Genomic DNA, 20,236 nt, shown 5'->3' with positions numbered 1-20,236 from the left:
ACCGGAGCCTGCTAGTCAGCCGGTCGCGGGTTCCACGCCGATCCCGGCTACCACGACGTCGGCGGGCAGGAGCGTGCCGTCGCGCAGAAGGACACCGATCACCCTGGAACCGTTGTGCGCGAACGAAGCCACGCCGACACCCAGGCGCAGGTCGACGCCGTGGTCGGCGTGCAGGTCGGCGCCGATCCATCCCGCGCCGACGACCATAGGTGCAGCGAGCCGGTCGAGGGATCGAGCTGCTCGGCCCGGACGCCGAGCCGCCGTTCGGCGCCGAAGTCGTCGTCGGAAAGCGCGAGGTCCTCAGCCGGCATCGTGCCTCGACGGAACGCCTTGGAGAGCGGCGGCCGGTCTTAGGGCGCGTGTGGTTCGTCGCCGATGACCACGATCCGTCCGTCGAAGCCCTGCTTGCGCAGCTCCTCCACGGAACGCAGCCCGGCCAGTGACGCACCGGCCACGGCGACCGTTTTCACGCCACGGCCTCGCGGCTGCCCGTGTCCACGTAGATCACGCCGTCCTGCACGACGACCGGGTACGTGCGGACGGCCTTCTTGGCGGGCAGGCACGTCGGGACGCCGGTGCGCAGGTCGAAGCTCGCGGCGTGCAGCGGGCACTCGACGAAGCAGCCCTCCAGCCAGCCCTCGGACAGCGACGCGTCCTGGTGGCTGCAGGTGTCGTCGATCGCGTAGAACTCGCCGTCCGCGTTGAAGACGGCGATCGCCGCGTCGCCATCAATACGCACGGATTCGCCGATCGGAAGATCGGCCACGGCGCAAGCGGTGATCATCTCGAACCCCTCCGTTGCGTATTACGGAACTAGATGTGCGATACGCAACAGCAGAATGAGCCAGAACGCGTGGCGCGTCAAGGTGCGTTTGGGCTGTCTGAGCTGTCTGGGTTGTTGCGTCAATCGGTTACAGTTGCGTAATGAGCAACAGCGGACTTGTGCAATCGGTCGATCGGGCGGTGGCGGTGCTGGAGCTGCTGGCCCGCAACGGGGAAGCGGGGATCACCGAGATCGCCGCCGAGCTCGGCGTGCACAAGTCCTCCGCGTCCAGACTCGTGTACACGCTTCAGGCCCGTGATCTCGTGGAGCAGGACGGCGAACGCGGCCCGTTCCGGATCGGCCTCGGCATGCTCCGGTTCGCGGGCGCGGTGACCGGGCAGCTCGACTACGTCCGGGTGGGCGGTCCGGTCTGCACGGAGCTCGCCGACCGGCTGGGCGAGACCGTCAACATCGCGATCCTCGACAGCGGTGTCGCGCTGAACGTGAGCCAGGCACGGGGGAGTTCCGCGGTGGCGGCGCAGAACTGGGTCGGCCAGCGCACGCCGTTGCACGCCACGTCGAGCGGCAAGGTCCTGCTCGCCGCCGCGTCGGCCGACGATCAGGACCGCCTGCTGGCGGGCGATCTGGAGCCCTGCGCCCCGCGCACGATCACCGATCCCGTGAAGCTGCGCTGCGTGCTGCGCCGCACGGCGGAGGACGGGTTCGCGACGTGCATGGAGGAGTTGGAGGCGGGTCTGCACGCGGTCGCGGTGCCGGTGTTCGGTTCTCATGGCGACGTCGTGGCGGCGATCAGCGCGGCCGGTCCGGCCTACCGGCTCTCGCAGACGCGCATGCCGGAGATCGTCGAGGAGTTGCGGGTGGCGTCGCGCGACCTGTCCGTCCGAATGGGGCATTCCGTGCTGTGAAAGACGTTCACGCACAGCGAGCCCTCGGTCACGGCCGGGGGCTCGCTGCCGTTCCGGGTGCCTCCGTCCGTGCGACTAGGTCTTGACAACGGCTCCGGCGGGCCGCACCGTGATGCCGCTAGTTGCATAATGCGAACTGCGTTGCGTATTACGGAACTCGCCGACAGGAGCGAACGAAGTGGCACATGCGGTGAAGGGTGTCGTGGCGGCGGGGCGCGGAGCCAAGGTCTCGGTGGAGACGATCCTCGTGCCCGATCCCGGTCCGGGCGAGGCGCTGGTGAAGGTGCAGGCCTGCGGGGTGTGCCACACCGACCTGCACTACCGGGAGGGCGGGATCAACGACGAGTTCCCGTTCCTGCTCGGGCACGAGGCCGCGGGGATCGTCGAGGCGGTCGGCGAGGGCGTCACCGATCTGGAACCCGGCGACTTCGTGATCCTGAACTGGCGCGCGGTGTGCGGTTCGTGCCGCTCCTGCCTGCGCGGCCGGCCCCAGTACTGCTTCAACACCCACAACGCCGCGCAGTCCATGACGCTCGCCGACGGCACGCCGCTGTCGCCCGCGCTGGGCATCGGCGCGTTCGCCGAGAAGACGCTCGTCCACAGTGGACAATGCACGAAGGTGAACCCCAAGGCGCCGGCGGAGGTCGCGGGCCTGCTCGGCTGCGGCGTGATGGCGGGCCTCGGCGCCGCGATCAACACCGGCGGCGTCACGCGCGGCGACAGCGTGGCCGTGCTCGGGTGCGGCGGCGTCGGTGACGCGGCGATCCTGGGAGCCCGGCTCGCTGGTGCGCGCACGATCATCGCCGTCGACCTCGACGACACGAAACTGCGGTGGGCCGAGCGGTTCGGCGCCACGCACACGATCAACGCCCGCGAGCAGGACGTCGTGGAGGCGATCCGCGAACTCACCGAGGGCAACGGCGCCGACGTCGTGATCGACGCGGTCGGCCGCCCCGAGACCTTCCAGCAGGCCTTCTACGCCCGTGACCACGCCGGTCTCGCCGTGCTCGTCGGTGTTCCGACGCCGGACATGAAGCTCGAACTGCCGTTGATCGACGTGTTCTCCCGCGGCGGCGCGGTGAAGTCGTCCTGGTACGGCGACTGCCTGCCCAGCCGCGACTTCCCGATGCTGATCGACCTCTACCTGCAGGGCAGGCTCGACCTCGGCGCGTTCGTCTCGGAGACGATCGGGCTGGGCGACGTCGAGAAGGCGTTCGAGGACATGCACCACGGCCGCGTCCTGCGCTCGGTGGTGGTCCTGTGACCCAGCCGAGAGTCGTGCTGATCGGCGCGGGCATCGTCGGATGCGCGCTCGCCGACGAACTGACCGCGCGGGGATGGACCGATGTCACCGTGCTCGAACAGGGACCGCTGTTCGCGACCGGCGGGTCCAGCTCGCACGCGCCGGGCCTGGTCTTCCAGACCACCGGCTGCAAGACCATGACCTCGTTCGCCAAGTACACCGTCGAGAAGTACACGGCGCTGACGATGGACGACAGGTGGTGCTTCCAGCAGCTCGGCGGGCTGGAGGTCGCCACCACCCCGGAACGCTGGACGGACGTCAAGCGCCGCCACGGCTGGGCGACGTCGTGGGGCGTCGAGAGCTACCTGCGTGATCCGGAGGAGTGCGCGCGACTGCACCCGTTGCTCGACCCGTCGAAGATCCTCGGCGGCTTCCACATCCCGAGCGACGGCATCGCGAAGCCGCTCAGGGCCGCCGAGGCGCAGGCACGCAGGGCGATGGAGCGCGGCGCGAAGTTCCTGGCGCACCACAAGGTCACCGGCATCGAACGCAACGGCCGGCGGGTCAAAGCGGTCGTCACCGAGCACGACACCTTCGCCGCGGACATCGTCGTGTCGTGCGTCGGCATGTGGGGCCCGCGAATCGGGCGGATGGTCGACCTCGACATCCCGCTCGTCCCGATGGCCCACCAGTACGCGAAGACCGCTCCCTTGCCGGTGTTGAAGGGCGTCAACACCGAGCTGTCCGAGATGTCGAAGCCGTTGCTGCGCCACCAGGACGCCGACCTGTACTTCCGCGAGCACGTCGACCGCATCGGCATCGGCGCGTACGGGCACCGGCCGATGCCCATCTCGGTCGACGACATCCTCGACTTCGACGTGGCGCCGACCATGCCGTCCGAGATCGCCTTCACCCCGGAGGACTTCGAGACCTCCTGGGACGCCGCTGTCGACCTGCTGCCGGCCCTCGGCGATTCGAAGGTCGAGGAGGGCGTCAACGGCCTGTTCTCCTTCACCCCGGACGGCAACCCGCTGCTCGGCGAACACCCGGGACTGCAGGGCTTCTGGGTCGCCGAGGCCGTGTGGATCACGCACTCCGCCGGTGTCGCGAAGGCGATGGCCGAGTGGCTGGTGGACGGGCAGCCGGGCATCGACCTGCACGGCTGCGACCTCAACCGGTTCGAGGACGTCCAGCGCTCACCTGGTTACGTGCACGAACGCAGCTGCCGGGCGTTCGTCGAGGTCTACGACGTCCTGCACCCGCTGCAGCCCGCCGAACGCCCGCGGCCTTTGCGCACGAGCCCGTTCTACGAGCGGCAAAAGGAACTCGGCGCGGTGTTCCTGGAGGCGTCGGGCTGGGAACGGCCGCACTGGTACGAGGCCAACGCGTCGCTGCCCGAGGTCGCGGAGATCCCGGAACGCAACGAGTGGGCGTCCCGGTTCTGGTCGCCGATCGCCGGAGCCGAGGCCCTCGTCGCGCGCAAGCGGGTCGCGATGTTCGACATGACCGCGTTGAAACGGCTGGAGGTCAGCGGCCCGGAGGCGTTGGCGTTCCTGCAGACCATGACCACCAACCAGCTCGACCGCAAGCCGGGCGCGGTGGTGTACACGTTGCTGCTCAACGAGGACGGGGGAGTGCGCAGCGACCTGACGATCGCCAGGCTCGGCCAGAACCGGTTCCAGGTCGGCGCGAACGGCCCGCTCGACCTTGACTGGCTGCGCCGGCGCCTGCCGCCCAACGGCGGCGTGCACATCGCCGACATCACGCCGGGCACCTGCTGCATCGGCCTGTGGGGACCTCTTGCACGCAAGCTCTTGCAACCGTTGACCCGCACGGACTTCTCGCACGAGGCCATGGGGTACTTCAAGGCGCAGGAGGCCTTCATCGGCGAGGTGCCGGTCACCGCGATGCGCCTGTCGTACGTCGGTGAACTCGGTTGGGAGCTCTACACCACTGCCGACATGGGACGTCGTCTGTGGGACACGCTCTGGGAAGCCGGTCAGCAGCACGGGGTCATCGCCGCCGGTCGCAGCGCGTTCACCAGCATGAGGCTGGAGAAGGGCTACCGCTCGTGGGGCACCGACGTGACCACCGAGCACGACCCGTTCGAGGCGGGGCTGGGTTTCGCGGTCCGCATGAACAAGGGCTACTTCCACGGCCGCAGGGCGCTGGAGGATCGGTCCGAGGAGACGGCCGTTCGCAAGCTCACCTGCCTGATCATCGACGACGACTACCAGGTCGTCATGGGTTCCGAGCCGGTGTTCGCCGGTGGCGTGCCGGTCGGGTACGTGACCAGCGCGGCCCGTGGGTACTCGATCGGCAAGAACATCGCCTACGCCTGGTTGCCCGCCGAGGTCGCGGTGGAGGGAACTCCGGTCGAGATCGAGTACTTCGGTGAACTCGTCCCAGCGGTCGTGGCGGCGGAACCGCTCTTCGACCCCGAGATGAAGCGGATTCGTTCATGACCCAGACCGAACTGCCGTCCAGCCTCATCCCCACGCTGCCCGGCAGCACCTACACCGATCCGGCGATCTTCGCGCTGGAGCAGGAGAACATCTTCGAGCGGATGTGGTTCTGCGCGGTCCGCGGCGCCGACCTACCGGACGCCGGCAACTTCCGGACCGTCCAGATCGGACGCGAGAGCGTGCTCGTGACCCGCTCACGCGACGGCTCGTTGCGGGCGTTCCTCAACATCTGCCGGCACCGCGGCGCCAAGCTGTGCGTCGAGGAGACCGGTACGGTCAAGCGGAACTTCCAGTGCCCGTACCACGCCTGGACCTACGGCCTCGACGGCAAGCTGGTCGCCGCGCCGAACCTCACGTCGATGCCGGACGTCGACCGCGTCGAGTACGGCCTGAGGCCCGTGCATCTGAGGGAATGGCTCGGTTACGCGTGGCTGTCGCTGGCCGACGAGCCGGCGTCGTTCGAGGAGACCGTGCAGCAGGACGTCCGCGAACGGCTGGGCAACCTCGACGCCATCGGCAACTACCAGGTCAGCGAACTGGAACTGGGCCGCCGGATCACCTACGACGTCAAGGCCAACTGGAAGCTCATCATCGAGAACTTCATGGAGTGCTACCACTGCGCCACCATCCACCCGGAGCTCACGGAGGTCCTGCCGGAGTTCGCGGACGGCTACGCGGCGCAGTACTACGTCGGGCACGGCGCGGTGTTCGGCGAGGAGATCAAGGGCTTCACGATCGACGGCAGCGCGGGCTTCGAGAACCTGTCCGGAGTGGACGCCGAGCAGGACCGCCGGTACTACGCGATCACCGTGCGGCCGCAGGTGTTCATCAACCTCGTGCCGGACCACGTGATCATCCACCGGATGTTCCCGATGGCCGCCGACCGCACGATCGTCGAGTGCGACTGGCTCTACGCCAAGGACGTCGTCGCCACCGGCAAGGACGTGTCGCGGTCCGTCGAGCTCTTCCACCGCGTCAACGAGCAGGACTTCGAGGCCTGCGAGCGGTGCCAGCCCGCGATGTCCTCGAGGGCCTACCGGGACGGCGGCGTGTTGGTTCCGTCCGAGCACCACATCGCGGAGTTCCACTCGTGGGTGCAGGGCAAGCTCGTCAGATCAACACCCTGATCGCCTGTTCGAACCCGACGACGTGCTGGGAGGCGAGTTCGCTCGCCTTCTTGGCGTCACCCTCGATGATCGCGGTGAGGAGGGGCACGTGCTCGTCAACGTGACCGGCCATTCCGGACAGTCGCGGCAGGAAGACGCACCAGATCCGCGTGGCCAGGTTGTCGTACGAGATCAGGGTGTCTTCCAGGAACGGGTTGTGCACGCACCCGTAGATCGCGCGGTGCACACCGACGTCGGTGCGCAGCAGCTCGATGTTGTCACCGGAAGGCGCGGTGTCGAGCCGCGAGCGCAGTTCGGTGAGTGCGGCGCGGTCCTCCGTGGTCGCCCGCTCGGCGGAGGCGGCCGCGGCGAGGGGTTCGAGGGTCCTGCGCACTTCGGAGATGTGCGAGAGGTCGGAGATGTTCACGTCGGTGGCGAACGTGCCGCGGCGCGGGAAGGCGACGACGAGCCGTTCCTGCTCCAGCCGTTTCAACGCTTCCCGGATCGGGGTGCGGCCGACGCCGAGTTCGGTGCGCAGCCTGTCCTCGTTGATGGGCTCGCCCGGCTTGATCTCCAGCATGACCAGGCGATCGCGCAGCACGGCGTACGCCTGTTCGGTGAGTGAGACGGAGGCGGGCTCGTCGTTGACCCGTGCGTTCATGTGACCTACGGTACTGCACAGACTGATATACCAGTAGTCGACCAGATGATTTCGCTGGAGGCGTCGCAATGACCAGCCCGCCCGGAGCACATCTGCCCGAGCACCCGGACTTCCTCTGGGACAACCCGGAACCGAAGGCCTCCTACGACGTCGTGATCGTCGGCGGCGGAGGGCACGGACTGGCCACCGCCTACTACCTCGCGAAGGTCCACGGGATCACGAACGTCGCGGTGCTCGAGAAGGGCTGGCTCGCGGGCGGCAACATGGCCCGCAACACGACGATCATCCGGTCGAACTACCTCTGGGACGAGAGCTCCGGCATCTACGAGCACTCGCTGAAGCTGTGGGAAGGCCTGGAGGAGGACCTCGGCTACCCGATCCTGTTCGACCAGCGCGGCGTGCTGAACCTGGCGCACAGCCTGCAGGACGTGCGCGACAGCGTCCGGCGGGTCAACGCCAACCGGCTCAACGGCATCGACGCGGAGTGGGTGGATCCCGCCGGGGTCAGGGAGATCTGCCCGATCGTCAACACCTCGCCGGACGTCCGCTACCCGGTGCTGGGCGCGACCTACCAGCCGCGCGCGGGCATCGCGAAGCACGACTACGTGGCGTGGGGCTACGCGCGGGCCGCGCACGCGATGGGCGTCGACCTGATCCAGAACTGCGAGGTCACCGGGCTGGAGACGGTGCAGGGCCGGATCACCGCGGTGGAAACGAGTCGTGGGCGCATCGCCGCCTGCAAGGTCGCGCTGTGCGCGGCCGGGCACAGCTCGGTGCTCGCGAAGATGGTCGGCCTGCGCCTCCCTCTCGCCTCACATCCGTTGCAGGCCTTGGTGTCCGAACTGCTGGAGCCCGTGCACCCGACCGTCGTCATGTCGAACGCCGTGCACGTCTACGTCTCCCAGGCGCACAAGGGAGAGCTGGTGATGGGCGCTGGGATCGACAGCTACAACGGTTACGGGCAGCGGGGTTCGTTCCACATCATCGAGCAGCAGATGTCCGCGGCGCTGGAGCTGTTCCCGATCTTCGCCCGCGCGCACCTGCTGCGGACGTGGGCGGGCATCGTCGACGTCAGCCCGGACGCCTCGCCGATCGTCGGCCTCACGCCGGTGGGCGGGCTGTACCTGAACTGCGGCTGGGGAACCGGCGGGTTCAAGGCCACGCCCGGTGTCGGTGACTGCTTCGCGCACACCATCGCACACGACAAGCCGCACCCGTTCAACGAGCCGTTCACCCTGGAGCGCTTCACCACGGGCGCTCTCGTCGACGAGCACGGCGCCGCCGCCGTCGCGCACTAGGAGCTGACATGCAACTCATCCCGTGTCCGTGGTGCGGGCCGCGCGAGGAAGCGGAGTTCCACTACGGCGGCCAGGCCCACGTCGCGTACCCGGAGGACCCGTCGGCGCTGACCGACGAGGAATGGGCCCAGTACGTGTTCTTCCGGGAGAACCCGAGCGGCCCGTTCGCGGAGCGCTGGAGCCACAACGCCGGATGCCGGCGGTGGTTCAACGCCGTCCGCGACACCCGCACCCACGACCTGCTGGCCGTCTACCGCGTGGGCGAGCCCAAGCCCGAGGTGATCGCATGACGTTCCGCACGCCCACCGGTGGCGCGATCGACCGGAACACCCTGCTGCACTTCACCTTCAACGGGAAGGCCTGCACCGGGCACCCCGGTGACACGCTCGCGTCGGCCCTGCTCGCCAACGGCGTGCACGAGATCGGCAGCAGCGTGAAGCTCGGCCGCCCGCGCGGAATCGTGGCGGCGGGCTCCGAGGATCCGACGTCACTGGTCCAGATCGAGGCGCCCTTCTCCGAGCCGATGCTGCTCGCGACGACCGTGGAGCTCTACGACGGACTGGTGGCGCGAGGGCTGGCAGGCCAGGGGCGGCTTGCCTCGGAGCCGGACCCGTCACGCTACGACGCCAAGCACGAGCACTGCGACGTGCTGGTCGTGGGTGCCGGGCCCGCTGGTCTGATGGCGGCTCTGACCGCTGCTCGCAGTGGTGCGCGGGTGGTGCTGGTGGACGAGCAGAACCAGGCCGGCGGCGCGTTGCTGGGCGTGGAGGAGTACCTGGACGACAGGCCGTCCGCCGAGTGGGTCGCGGACGTCGTCGCGGAGCTGAGGAGCGCGCCGGGGGTGCTGGTGCTGGAGCGCACCACGGCGTTCGGGATGTACCAGGACGGGTTCGTGCTCGCTCTGCAGAAGCGCACCGACCACCTCGGGTTCGCGGCGCCGGAAGGCGTTGCCCGGCAACGGGTCTGGCGGATCAGGACGCGGCAGACCGTGCTCGCGACCGGCGCCCACGAACGTCCGGTGGTGTTCGCGGGCAACGACCGGCCCGGGATCATGCTGGCCTCGTCCGCGCGCACGTTCCTGCACCGCTACGGAGTGCTGCCCGGTTCGTGTGCGGTCGTGTTCACCACCAACGACAGCGCGTACTGCGCGGCGATCGATCTCGCGGAGTCCGGTGTGGACATCGCGCTGATCGTCGACGCCCGCCAGGAGGCTCCCGCCCGGCTCGCGACCGAGTGCGCGGCGCGGGGCATCGAGGTTCGCGCCGGGCACGTGGTGGTGGGGACCGAGGGCGACGGCCGGGTGACCGCGGCGCGGATCGGCCCGCTGGCCCCCGCTTCACCGGACGTCACCGTCCCGTGCGACACCGTCCTGGTGTCGGGCGGCTGGAACCCTGTCGTCAGCCTGTTCAGCCAGGCTCGCGGAAAGCTGCGCTACGACGCGGAACTCGGCGCTTTCGTGCCGGGCGAGGAGCTCTCCACCGTCCGGGTGGCGGGGTCCGCGACCGGTGAGCTGGACCTGAACGCGTGTGCGCGGCAGGGACGGGACGCCGGTGCGGAGGCCTCTGCCGCTGCCGGGTTCGCGCCGGGCGGCCAGGTTCCGCTGCCCGTGTCGGACTCTCGGTGCACGGCACGCTCCGGCCTGGTGCTGTGGCGGGTGCCGGGCGACGACGACGCGAGCTTCGTCGACCTGCAAAGGGACTCGACGGTCTCCGACGTGCTGCGGGCGACCGGGGCGGGCCTGCGGTCGTTGGAGCACATCAAGCGCTACACGACCATCGGCACCGCGCACGACCAGGGCAAGACGTCCGGCATGATCGCGGCGGGCATCGTCGCCGAGGCGCTGGGCGTGGAGCTCGAAGAGCAGCGGCCCACCACGTTCCGCCCGCCCTACACCTCGATCTCCTTCGCCGCGCTGGCCGGACGTGACCGCGGCGAACTGCACGACCCGGTGCGCGTCACGGCGATCCACCCGTGGCACGTGGCGCACGGAGCGTTGTTCGAGGACGTCGGGCAGTGGAAGCGGCCCTGGTACTACCCGAAACCGGGCGAGGACCTGCACACGGCCGTGCTGCGCGAATGCCGTGCCACGCGGGAGAGCGTCGGCATGATGGACGGCTCGACGCTCGGCAAGATCGACGTGCAGGGCCGTGACGCCGGCAAGTTCCTGGACATGCTCTACACCAACATGATGAGCACGCTGAAGGTCGGCAAGATCCGCTACGGCGTGATGTGCGGCGTCGACGGCATGGTGATCGACGACGGCACGGTGATCCGCGTCGGCGAGGAGCGCTACCTCATCACCACGACCACCGGCAACGCCGCGAAGATCCTCGACTGGATGGAGGAGTGGCTGCAGACGGAGTGGCCGCACCTCGACGTGCACTGCACCTCGGTCACCGAGCACTGGGCCACGATCCCGTTGGTGGGCCCGCGATCCCGGGACGTGCTGGCCGCCGTCGCTCCCTCGCTGGACGTGTCGAACGAGGCGTTCGAGTTCATGACCTGGCACGACACCGTCGTCGCGGGAGTTGCGGCGCGGGTGTGCCGGATCAGCTTCTCCGGCGAGCTGGCCTACGAGATCAACGTGACCGCCTGGCACGGCATCGCCGTCTGGGAGGCGCTGATGGCGGCGGGGGAGCAGTACGGGATCACGCCGTACGGCACCGAGACCATGCACGTGCTCCGCGCCGAGAAGGGCTACCCGATCATCGGCCAGGAGACCGACGCCACGGTCACGCCGCAGGACCTGGGCATGTCGTGGGCGGTGTCGAAGAAGAAGCCCGACTTCATCGGCAAGCGCTCGTTCGCCCGCGCCGAGAACAACCGCTCGGACCGCAAGCAGTTGGTGGGGCTCCTGCCCGTCGATCCGTCGGTGCTGCTGCCGGAGGGGTCGCAGATCGTGGAGACCGACCGGCTGCCCGAACCGCCGGTGCGGATGCTCGGCCACGTCACGTCCAGTTACCCGAGTGCCGCTCTGGGCCGGACGTTCGCGCTGGCACTGGTGCGCTCGGGCCACGAACGCATCGGCGAGACCCTGTTCGTGCCCGTCGAGGACTCGCTCGTGCCGGTCACCGTCACCGAATCCGTGCTGTACGACAAGGAAGGAGCCCGTCGTGACGGCTAGCCCTCTCTCCGCCTGGACCGACCGGCTGGCGGCGCTCGCCCCCGTGCTGAACGTCGCGGAGTCGCCGTTCCGGTCGCAGCTCACGGTCCGCGTGTCGGATCCGGACGCCATCGCGGCGATGGGCTCGGCGCTCGGAGTCCGGTTCCCCTCCGCCGCTTGCACTTTCACCTCTGGGGCCGGACGGTTCGGGGACGTCGAGGTGCTGTGGCTCGGCCCTGACGAGTTCCTCGTCGTGGCCGCGCCCGACCTGCAGATCACGATCGAGGAGGTGTTGCGTGGCGCGCTCGGGACTGTCAGGGGGTCCGTTGTGGACACTTCGGCTCAGCGCACGACCGTGGTCCTTCAAGGGCCGCGGGTCCGAGACGTGCTGGCTCACGGATGTTCCGTGGACCTGCACCCGGCTTCGGCTCCCGTCGGCACTTGCGTGCAGACGCTGCTCGCGAGGACGGGAATCATCCTGCAGGTGAACGGCGACGACCGGTTCACGGTCCTGGTGCGCTCGTCGTTCGCCGAGTACCTCGCGGCGTGGCTCGGCGACGCGTGCTCCGAGTACCTGGCGGTGGCGTGATGCCCCAGTTCACCCTGACCCTGCACTGCCCGGAACGCGCGGGCATCGTGCACGCCGTGACGTCGTTCCTGGTCGACCACGGCTGCGACATCGTGCAGCACCAGCAGTTCGACGACGACGTGCGCGGGAAGTTGTTCCTGCGCACCGCGTTCTCCTGCGACGGCGTCGAAGCAGACGATCTCGCCGGTGAGTTCGCGAAGGTCGCGACCCAGTTCGAGATGGACTTCGACCTGTGGGACGACCGGCCGCCGCGCGTGCTCGTGATGGTGTCGAAGGCCGGCCACTGCCTGAACGACCTGCTCTTCCGCTGGCGTGCGGGCGGTCTCGGCGGTGAGATCGCCGCCATCGTCTCCAACCACGAGGACCTGCGCCCGATGGCGGAGGCGGCCGGGCTCGACTTCGTGCACGTCCCCAACACCGCCGAGACCAAGCACCTCGCCGAACAGCGCCTGGTCGAACTCGTCGACGAGTACCAGGCCGATCTGGTGGTGCTGGCCCGGTACATGCAGGTGCTCTCCAACGACCTGTGCGCCAAGCTGGCCGGCCGCGTGATCAACATCCACCACTCGTTCCTGCCGGGCTTCAAGGGCGCCAAGCCCTACCACCAGGCCTACGACCGCGGCGTGAAGTACGTGGGCGCGACGGCCCACTACGTCACCCCCGACCTCGACGAGGGCCCGATCATCGAACAGGAGGTGCTGCGCGTGGACCACTCCTTCGACCCACGCGCGCTCACCGCCGCCGGTCGCGACGCCGAGGCCCTCGCCCTGTCGCGGGCCGTCCGCTGGCACTGCGAGCACCGGGTTCTGCTCAACGGCAACGGAACCGTCGTCTTCCGTTAATCCTTGCGGACCAGCAACTGGGCCTGCAGGAACCGTTCTCCCTCGATCGGTTCCCGCACCAGCCGGCCGACCTCGGCGAAACCCGCCTGCTTCACCAGATCCATCAGAGCCGACGGAGACCAGCGGTAGGCGAGCGTCACCTTGTGGTCGAACTCCTGCGGCTGCGGATCGTCGCCCGCGAAGAACCCGAGCATCAGGTGGCCGCCGGGCTTGAGCACGCGGCAGAACTCGCCGAACACGGCCGGCAGTTCGCGCGGCGGCATGTGGATGACCGAGTAGAACGCCAGAATGCCGCCGAGAGCCCCGTCCTCGAGGTCCAGCGCGGCCATCGACCCCTCCTCGAACCTCAGGTCAGGATGAGCCTTTCGCGCCAGCGCGATCATCGCGGGGGAGAGGTCGAGCCCGAAGACGTCCAGCCCGAGCAAGCGCAGGTGCGCGGTCAGGTGGCCGGGACCGCACCCGAGGTCGGCGACCGGGCCGTCGGCGAGTTCGGCGAACGCGGCCAGCATCGCGCGTTCGAGCGGCCTGGTGTCGAGCATGTCGCTGAAGAGGTCGGCGTAGAGGGACGCGACTTCGTCGTACGGGGTCACGACGAAAACCCTACAATGAATTGTTGTGAGGGAGTTGCTGTTGCCAGTGTTCGGCTATTGCGCCGTCGACGCAAACCTGTTCTCGTGCATATAGTGCGGCCGTGATTTCCGTTCTGCGCGATCCGACGTACCGGAATCTGTTCGGCGCCCAGGTCGTCGCGCTGACCGGAACAGGACTGGCCACCGTCGCGCTCGGCCTGCTGGCCTACGACCTCGCCGGTGCCGGGGCGGGCGCGGTGCTCGGCACCGCGCTGGCGATCAAGATGATCGCCTACGTGACGGTGGCGCCGATCGCCACGGCGTTGCTCGGCGCACTGCCGCGCCGTGCTGTTCTGATCGCGCTCGACCTCGTGCGGGTCGCGGTCGCCGCCATGCTGCCGTGGGTCAGCGAGGTGTGGCAGGTCTACGTGCTGATCTTCCTGCTGCAGGCCGGATCCGCCGCGTTCACGCCGTTGTTCCAGGCGACCGTCCCGGACGTCCTGCCCGACGAACGCGACTACACCCACGCGATCACGTTGTCCCGCACGGCCTACGACCTGGAGAGCCTGCTCAGCCCGGCTCTCGCCGCCGCGGCGCTGGCGGTCGTCGGCTTCCACCAGCTCTTCCTCGGCACCGCGCTCGGCTTCGCGGCCTCCGCCCTGCTCGTCACGTCGGTGGTGCTTCCGCGCCCGAAACCGCTGCCGCGCAAGGGTGGCTGGTACGACAACACCACCCGAGGCATCCGCATCTACCTCGCCACACCGCGGTTGCGCGGCCTTCTCGCCGTGCACCTCGCCGCGGCGGCCGCGGGCTCGATGGTGTTCGTGAACACCGTGGCGCACGTGCGGAACGGACTCGGCGGCGACGCGTCCGACGTCGCCATCGCCTTGGCCGCCAACGGACTGGGATCGCTGACAGCCGCATTGGTGTTGCCCGGGCTGCTCGACCGATTCGCGGATCGCGCTGTGGTGCTGCGTACGGCGGTCACGCTCGTCGCCGTGTTGTTCGCCGGCACGGTGTTCGCGGGGAACTGGCCGGCATTGCTGGTGTTGTGGGCGTTGATCGGCGCCGGATGCTCACTCGCTCTCACACCGGGGGCGCGTCTGCTGCGCCGGTCCGCCGACCCGCTCGACCGGCCCGCGTTGTTCGCCGCGGACTTCGCGTTGTCCCACGCCTGCTGGCTGCTCTGCTACCCGCTCGCCGGGTGGCTGGCCACGACCGCGAACATCACCACCGCGTTCGTCGTGCTCGGCGCGATCACCGCCGTCGGCGCGGTGGGAGCATTGCGTCTCTGGCCGACGTACGATCCGGAAGTCGTCGAGCACGAGCACCGCGATCCGACCGGCAGTGTGTGGACGCATTCGCACGAGTTCCGCATCAACGAGGATCACGCGCGGTGGCCTGAATTGAAGAGGTAGAACAGAAAAGTTGAATTAACAGGTCGCAGGTATTCCGGAATATTGTTTCGGCACCTGGGCGTTCTGAACGACCGTTCACCAGGTCCACTCGAACCCGTAGCATCCCGGCCCGAACTTCAGCGCGACTCCCAGCACGGAACCGCCCTCGTCCAGCTGCACCCCGAACGACTGCCGTGCCCCGTCCGCGTCCTGCACCACCCGGCGGCAGGTGCGCGGAACCGCGTCGAACGTGACCTCCAGGACGTACTCGTGCACCGGCCGCCGGAACTTGCGGGAGTAGTTGGTGGCCAGCGGATACGGCGCCTGGTTCACCAGCTCGTGCTCGGTGATCACCGTCTGCCCCCGCCGCAACGGCGCCCGGAACAGCAACTCCGCCACCAGCAGCCCGTCGGAGGGACGCGTGACGACCCGTCCGATCCGGCAGTTGTGCAGCGGCCTGATCACCGGCAACGCCCTGTCGTGCTCGTCGAGGTGCAGGATCACCACCCACCGGTCCGGTCCGTCCTCCTCGGCCCGCAGCACCTGCCGCGACACGAAAGACCGCTCGCCCCGCTCAGGCCCGACCGTCACGCGGTCGTGCTGACTGATCCGCGTCAGCCGCGAGTCCCAGCGCGTGTCGACCCCGCCGACCACGTCCTCGATCACCGCGGGCATCGGCCAGAACGCGCTGATGGAACTCTGCAGACGGCTCCCGCGCGACGCCGGGGCGAGCAGGGCGGACAACGCGCCGGCTTCCAGGTCCAGCACTTCTTCCAGGTGCGTGACGGCGGCGAGCGACGCACGGCGTTCCGGCCGGCTGCGGCCTGTCTGCCAGTAGCTCAGCGTCGCGAGGCTGATCGACACCCCGCGGCGGGCCAGGTGGTCGCGGATCCGTTCGAGCGACAGGCCACGCGCCACGACGGCGTCCCGCAGCGTGGACGCGAAATCGGGCATCGCGAGCGACATCGATGTCTCCTTCCGGCCGGGGACCCGACGCTATCCCTCTGATGGCGCAACGGAAGCCGGGACTTAAAAGTGAAAACGGACACCGGCGGATCGCCGCACGTCAATCGTGACGACAACCCTCCGAACGACCGGATGTCCGGCGCGACTTCGACGGCTACGGTCGCGTGACCCTGCATCCCTGCGAAGGAGCCCGACTGTGCGAAGAAGAAGATCTCTGCTCGCCACAGCACTGGTGTCTGTCACCGTGGCAGCGCTGGCCCTCCCTGCGGCCTCCGCGCCCGCCCTGGCAGCCGGGTGTTCCGGCACCAACGACGCCGACGTGGCGATCGGCGACAACACGACGGTCGAGTCGTCGATCGCCATCAGCGACTGCTCGTCGGCCCCGTCGGCCACCGCCACGGTGCCGGTGAAGATCGTCCACACCTACATCGGTGACCTCCAGGTCAGCCTGGTCGCCCCGGACGGCTCCGCCTACGTCCTGCACAACCGCTCCGGCGGCTCCGCGGACAACATCGACCAGACCTACACCGTCGACCTGTCGGGCGAGACCTCGAACGGCACGTGGAAGCTGCGGGTCAACGACAACGCGAACAACGACACCGGCCGGATCGACGCCTGGTCGCTGAACCTCGGCGGCTCGAACCCGGCGAACGACTTCTCCGTCGCCGTGTCCCCGGCGTCCGGCTCGGTGGCGGCGGGGTCCTCGGCCTCGACCACCGTCCAGACCCAGACCACGGCAGGTCAGGCGCAGACCGTCGCGCTGACCGCCACCGGACTGCCCTCCGGCGCCACCGCGTCGTTCAGCCCGGCGTCCGTCACGACGGGCTCGAACTCCACGCTGTCGATCAGCACCACGGCGTCGATCTCGTCGGGCACCTACCCGATCACCGTCCGGGCCGCGGGCACCACGACCAAGACGGCGACCTACACGCTGACCGTCACGGGCGGCACCGGTCCGCAGATCCCGGACATCGACATCAACGCCGTCAAGGCGCACCTCGCCCAGTTCGGCACGATCGCCTCGCAGAACGGCGGCAACCGGCGTTCCACCTCGGCCGGCTACCGCGCGTCGGTGACGTACGTGAAGGACAAGCTCACCGCGGCCGGGTACAGCGTGACCGAGCAGGCCTGCACCTCGGGCTGTACCACCGGCGCCGGCCCGAACGTGATCGCGGAGTGGCCCGGCGGCAACGCGAACAACGTCTACATGTTCGGCGCCCACCTCGACAGCGTGTCCGCGGGTCCCGGCATCAACGACAACGGCTCCGGCTCGGCGTCGTTGCTGGAGACCGCGCTCGTGCTCGCCCAGCGCAACCCGTCGATGCTGAACAAGGTCCGCTTCGGCTGGTGGACCGACGAGGAGCAGGGCCTCAACGGCTCGCGCTTCTACGTCTCACAGCTGCCTGCCGCCGAGCGCTCGAAGATCAAGACCTACCACAACTTCGACATGGTCGGCTCGACCAACGGCGGCTACTTCATCAACAACATCACCAGCACCCAGTCCACGCACATGAAGGCGTACTGGGACTCCCTGGGCCTGTCGCCGGAGGAGAACACCGAGGGCCGCAACCGTTCCGACGACGCGTCCTTCACCAACGCGGGCATTCCGGCGTCCGGGTACGCGATGGGCGCCAGCGCGCGCAAGACGGCGGCCCAGGCGACGAAGTGGGGCGGTACCTCGGGTGCCGCGTTCGACCCCTGCTACCACTCGTCCTGCGACACCACCGCGAACATCAGCGACACGCACCTCAACCGCGCGGTCGACGGCATCGCCTACACCCTGTGGAAGTCGGCCGTGGGCACCGGAACGCCGGGCGCCGACTTCTCCGTCTCGGTGTCGCCGGCGTCCGGTTCGGTCGCGGCGGGCTCGTCCGTCTCGGCCACCGTCGGCACCGCCACGGTGAGCGGTGACGCACAGACCGTGCAGCTGTCCGCGTCCGGACTTCCCTCCGGCGCGACGGCTTCGTTCAGCCCGGCCTCGGTGACCACCGGGTCGAGCTCGACGCTGACGATCAGCACCACGGCGTCGGTCGCCGCGGGCACCTACCCGGTGACGATCACCGCCGCCGGTTCGGCCTCCCGCACGGCCACCTACTCGCTGACCGTCACGGGCGGCGGTGGCGGCGGCTGCACCGGCACGAACCCCACCGACGTCGCCATCCCGGACGCGGGCGCCGCGGTCGACAGCGACGTCGTGATCTCCGGATGTTCCGCGACGCCGTCCGCCAGTTCCGTGGTGACGGTGCGGATCGTCCACCCGTACGTCGGTGACCTGACGGTGGCGTTGATCGCGCCGGACGGCACGTCCTACACGCTCCACAACCGCACCGGTGGTTCCGCCGACAACATCGACCGCACGTTCACGGCCGACGTGTCGAGCGAGACCGCCAACGGGACGTGGAAGCTCCGCGTCCGCGACCTGGCGGCACAGGACACCGGCACGATCGACACGTGGGGCATCAACTTGGCCCCGTAGGGTCGCCGATCGAAAAGTGGCCTCTTGGTTTATCTGTGCAATGGGTATTCTGAGAGGCCACTTGGTCGGAGAGCATCATCGGCGTGACCACCTCCACGCACACCGTCGCCGAGCTCGACGGCGCCGAGACCGCCCTGGCGTTCGACGCGATGCGAGAGCTTCGCCCGCACCTCACCGACGTCGACGAGTTCGTGGAGCTCGTGCGCGGCCAACGCCGTGAGGGCTACCGGATCGCCGCCTCCTCCGACGCGAACGGCCAGGTCGTGGCGGTGGCCGGGTTCCGGCACATGACCAACCTCTACGCGGGCTCGCACCTCTACATCGACGACCTGAGCACGCTGCCGGCCGCCCGCGGGCAGGGCCACGCGAGCGCCCTGCTGCGGTGGGTCGACGACGAGGCCCGCCGGCTCGGCTGCGCGGGTGTGCACCTCGACTCCGGGACGCCGCGGCACCACGCGCACCGCCTCTACCTGGCGTCCGGCTTCGTCATCCCCGCGTTCCACTTCGCCAAGAGCCTCTGAAACGGCGTCGCCCCGACGCCGTGCAGGGCGACGCTGCCGAGCACGCAGACCACGGTGATCGTCAGGATCGTGTCGGCGGCGTTCCCCTCCGGCAGCCGGTTGAACGCCAGCAGCCCGAACACGATCGTCGTCGTGCCGCGCGGACCGAGCGCGCCGACGAGCAGGCGTTCGCGCCGGGGCATCCGCGACCCGGTGAAGGCGAGGAACACGGGCACGAGCCGGACCACGGTGAGCACGGCCGCGCAGAAGAGCAGGACCTGCCACGAGACGCCCAGGTAGAACGTGAGCACGGCGGCGATGCCGACCACGAACCACATGGTCATCGTCAGCAGCCCGGTCACGTCCTCCAGCAGGTGCAGGTCGGTGTTCAACGCGTCCGTGCGCGCCTCGGCCCGTCCGGTGCGGACCCGGCGGGCCTTGAGCAGCCGGTGCACGTACCGGAACGCGATGCCGCAGACGAACGAGGCGACGAAGCCGTTGCCGTCGATCGCGACCGTCGCGGTGTAGGTCAGCAGCGGGGCCAGCAGCACCGCGACCCGCGCGGACTGGTCGCTCACCCAGCCTGCCTGGTGCGCGAGGTCCATCAGCCAGCCGAGCAGCGCGCCGATCACGACACCGGCCAGGACGGCCTTCAGCGCGAACGGGAGCACCGTGCCCAGCGCCTCCAGCGGCGTGCGGTCCTGCGAGTCGTCGCCCGCCAGGATCAGCGCGAACAGGAACAACGGCGTGACGATGCCGTCGTTGTAGCCGCTCTCGACGTTCAACGTGCCGCGCACCCGCACCGACAGCCCGGGATCGCGCACGACCCGTTCCGCCGGGGCGAAGTCGATCGGCACCGTCACGCACGCGACCAGCAGCAGCACAGCCCACGGCAGGGCCGGGAACAGCAGCCAGCCGAGCAGCGCGGCCACGGCGATGCTCACCGGCATGGCGACCAGCAGCACCCTCGCCACCAGCCCGGGATAGGCGCCCCACAGCCGGCCGGCGCGCACCTCGGTGGCGTCGACGAACAGCAGCACCGCGAGGATGATCTCGGCCGCGTGCTGCACCGACTCGGTGTTGAGACCCTCCGCGATGCCGCTCGGCTCGAACAGCCCGACCACGACCCCGGCCAGCACCATCACCAGCGGCGCGCCGAGGTTCCAGCGGTCCAGCCGGTTCGCGGCCAGTGATCTGACGACCATGGCGAACGCGGCGGCGAGCAACAGCGAGTTCATCCGCCCATCCTGACCGACTGTGTCCTAAGAGGACGTCCGACTCGGCCGGACCCCGCCGATCGTCGGGTGCGGTCCAGCCGGTCGGGGGAGGCCG

General features: G+C 69.2%; 18 protein-coding genes. 12 read left to right on the top strand and 6 right to left on the bottom strand.

Features of this window, described 5'->3' with window-relative positions; all coding sequences use genetic code 11:
- Positions 1–15: 15 nt before the first annotated feature.
- The gene (locus tag ACIRG5_RS19540) at positions 16–207 is read right to left on the bottom strand and encodes an FAD-dependent oxidoreductase (protein ID WP_402906401.1); all 192 of its coding nucleotides are present in this window, start codon (positions 205–207) and stop codon (positions 16–18) included.
- A gap of 259 nt (positions 208–466) precedes the next feature.
- The gene (locus tag ACIRG5_RS19535; protein ID WP_402906399.1) at positions 467–784 is read right to left on the bottom strand and encodes a bifunctional 3-phenylpropionate/cinnamic acid dioxygenase ferredoxin subunit; all 318 of its coding nucleotides are present in this window, start codon (positions 782–784) and stop codon (positions 467–469) included.
- Positions 785–924: 140 nt separating this feature from the next.
- Here ACIRG5_RS19535 and ACIRG5_RS19530 point away from each other — a divergent pair, with 140 nt between their 5' ends.
- The 4 genes from ACIRG5_RS19530 to ACIRG5_RS19515 all read left to right on the top strand — a co-directional run bounded on the left by ACIRG5_RS19530 (position 925) and on the right by ACIRG5_RS19515 (position 6,524).
- Entirely contained in the window at positions 925–1,689 is a 765-nt protein-coding gene (locus ACIRG5_RS19530; protein ID WP_402906397.1) for an IclR family transcriptional regulator, read from the top strand.
- Between the two features lie 178 nt (positions 1,690–1,867).
- Positions 1,868–2,953 (top strand): S-(hydroxymethyl)mycothiol dehydrogenase, encoded by a 1,086-nt coding sequence (locus ACIRG5_RS19525; RefSeq protein ID WP_402906395.1) that lies wholly within the window; start codon positions 1,868–1,870, stop codon positions 2,951–2,953.
- Positions 2,950–5,397 (top strand): FAD-dependent oxidoreductase, encoded by a 2,448-nt coding sequence (locus ACIRG5_RS19520; RefSeq protein WP_402906393.1) that lies wholly within the window; start codon positions 2,950–2,952, stop codon positions 5,395–5,397. Before ACIRG5_RS19525 ends, ACIRG5_RS19520 begins: the two co-directional genes overlap by 4 nt.
- Positions 5,394–6,524: an aromatic ring-hydroxylating dioxygenase subunit alpha gene (locus ACIRG5_RS19515; RefSeq protein ID WP_402906391.1), complete on the top strand. Its 1,131-nt coding sequence runs from the start codon at positions 5,394–5,396 to the stop codon at positions 6,522–6,524. The genes ACIRG5_RS19520 and ACIRG5_RS19515 overlap by 4 nt, the downstream gene beginning before the upstream one ends.
- Here ACIRG5_RS19515 and ACIRG5_RS19510 read toward each other — a convergent pair.
- The gene (locus ACIRG5_RS19510) at positions 6,508–7,164 is read right to left on the bottom strand and encodes a GntR family transcriptional regulator (RefSeq protein ID WP_402906389.1); all 657 of its coding nucleotides are present in this window, start codon (positions 7,162–7,164) and stop codon (positions 6,508–6,510) included. The genes ACIRG5_RS19515 and ACIRG5_RS19510 overlap by 17 nt on opposite strands.
- Positions 7,165–7,232: 68 nt before the next feature.
- On the opposite strand from ACIRG5_RS19510, the gene ACIRG5_RS19505 reads away from it, so the two are divergent.
- From ACIRG5_RS19505 to purU, 5 genes are read left to right on the top strand one after another with little or no spacing between them, the layout of a single operon-like run.
- Complete coding sequence (locus ACIRG5_RS19505; protein WP_402906387.1) at positions 7,233–8,462, top strand: sarcosine oxidase subunit beta family protein; 1,230 nt, start codon at positions 7,233–7,235, stop codon at positions 8,460–8,462.
- Positions 8,463–8,470: 8 nt separating this feature from the next.
- The gene (locus tag ACIRG5_RS19500) at positions 8,471–8,752 is read left to right on the top strand and encodes a sarcosine oxidase subunit delta (RefSeq protein WP_402906385.1); all 282 of its coding nucleotides are present in this window, start codon (positions 8,471–8,473) and stop codon (positions 8,750–8,752) included.
- Positions 8,749–11,586, top strand: coding sequence for a 2Fe-2S iron-sulfur cluster-binding protein (locus tag ACIRG5_RS19495; protein WP_402906383.1), 2,838 nt, complete (start codon positions 8,749–8,751; stop codon positions 11,584–11,586). The genes ACIRG5_RS19500 and ACIRG5_RS19495 overlap by 4 nt, the downstream gene beginning before the upstream one ends.
- Positions 11,576–12,154: a sarcosine oxidase subunit gamma gene (locus ACIRG5_RS19490; protein ID WP_402906382.1), complete on the top strand. Its 579-nt coding sequence runs from the start codon at positions 11,576–11,578 to the stop codon at positions 12,152–12,154. Before ACIRG5_RS19495 ends, ACIRG5_RS19490 begins: the two co-directional genes overlap by 11 nt.
- Positions 12,154–12,996 (top strand): formyltetrahydrofolate deformylase, encoded by an 843-nt coding sequence (gene purU / locus ACIRG5_RS19485; protein ID WP_402906380.1) that lies wholly within the window; start codon positions 12,154–12,156, stop codon positions 12,994–12,996. The genes ACIRG5_RS19490 and purU overlap by 1 nt, the downstream gene beginning before the upstream one ends.
- On the opposite strand, the gene ACIRG5_RS19480 is transcribed toward purU, so the two are convergent.
- A complete protein-coding gene (locus ACIRG5_RS19480; RefSeq protein ID WP_402907081.1) occupies positions 12,993–13,535 on the bottom strand; it encodes a class I SAM-dependent methyltransferase in 543 nt (180 codons plus the stop codon). The two genes, purU and ACIRG5_RS19480, sit on opposite strands and share 4 nt — an antisense overlap.
- A 152-nt stretch (positions 13,536–13,687) precedes the next feature.
- On the opposite strand from ACIRG5_RS19480, the gene ACIRG5_RS19475 reads away from it, so the two are divergent.
- Positions 13,688–14,983 carry an MFS transporter gene (locus ACIRG5_RS19475; RefSeq protein WP_402906378.1) on the top strand — a complete coding sequence of 432 codons (1,296 nt, stop codon included), beginning with the start codon at positions 13,688–13,690 and terminating at the stop codon, positions 14,981–14,983.
- A 75-nt stretch (positions 14,984–15,058) separates the two neighbouring features.
- Here ACIRG5_RS19475 and ACIRG5_RS19470 read toward each other — a convergent pair whose 3' ends face one another.
- The gene (locus ACIRG5_RS19470; protein ID WP_402906376.1) at positions 15,059–15,928 is read right to left on the bottom strand and encodes an XRE family transcriptional regulator; all 870 of its coding nucleotides are present in this window, start codon (positions 15,926–15,928) and stop codon (positions 15,059–15,061) included.
- 196 nt (positions 15,929–16,124) lie between these two features.
- On the opposite strand from ACIRG5_RS19470, the gene ACIRG5_RS19465 reads away from it, so the two are divergent.
- A complete protein-coding gene (locus tag ACIRG5_RS19465; protein ID WP_402906374.1) occupies positions 16,125–18,404 on the top strand; it encodes a M28 family peptidase in 2,280 nt (759 codons plus the stop codon).
- 83 nt (positions 18,405–18,487) lie between these two features.
- The gene (locus ACIRG5_RS19460) at positions 18,488–18,925 is read left to right on the top strand and encodes a GNAT family N-acetyltransferase (RefSeq protein ID WP_402906372.1); all 438 of its coding nucleotides are present in this window, start codon (positions 18,488–18,490) and stop codon (positions 18,923–18,925) included.
- Here ACIRG5_RS19460 and ACIRG5_RS19455 read toward each other — a convergent pair.
- Complete coding sequence (locus ACIRG5_RS19455; protein ID WP_402906370.1) at positions 18,871–20,142, bottom strand: cation:proton antiporter; 1,272 nt, start codon at positions 20,140–20,142, stop codon at positions 18,871–18,873. The two genes, ACIRG5_RS19460 and ACIRG5_RS19455, sit on opposite strands and share 55 nt — an antisense overlap.
- Positions 20,143–20,236: the final 94 nt, after the last annotated feature.

This window comes from Lentzea sp. NPDC102401 (genome assembly GCF_044765805.1).
GTDB classification, from domain to species: Bacteria; Actinomycetota; Actinomycetes; order Mycobacteriales; family Pseudonocardiaceae; genus Lentzea; species Lentzea sokolovensis.
Note: the sequence above shows the minus strand (reverse complement) of the source record. Positions and strands in the feature narration are given on the sequence as shown.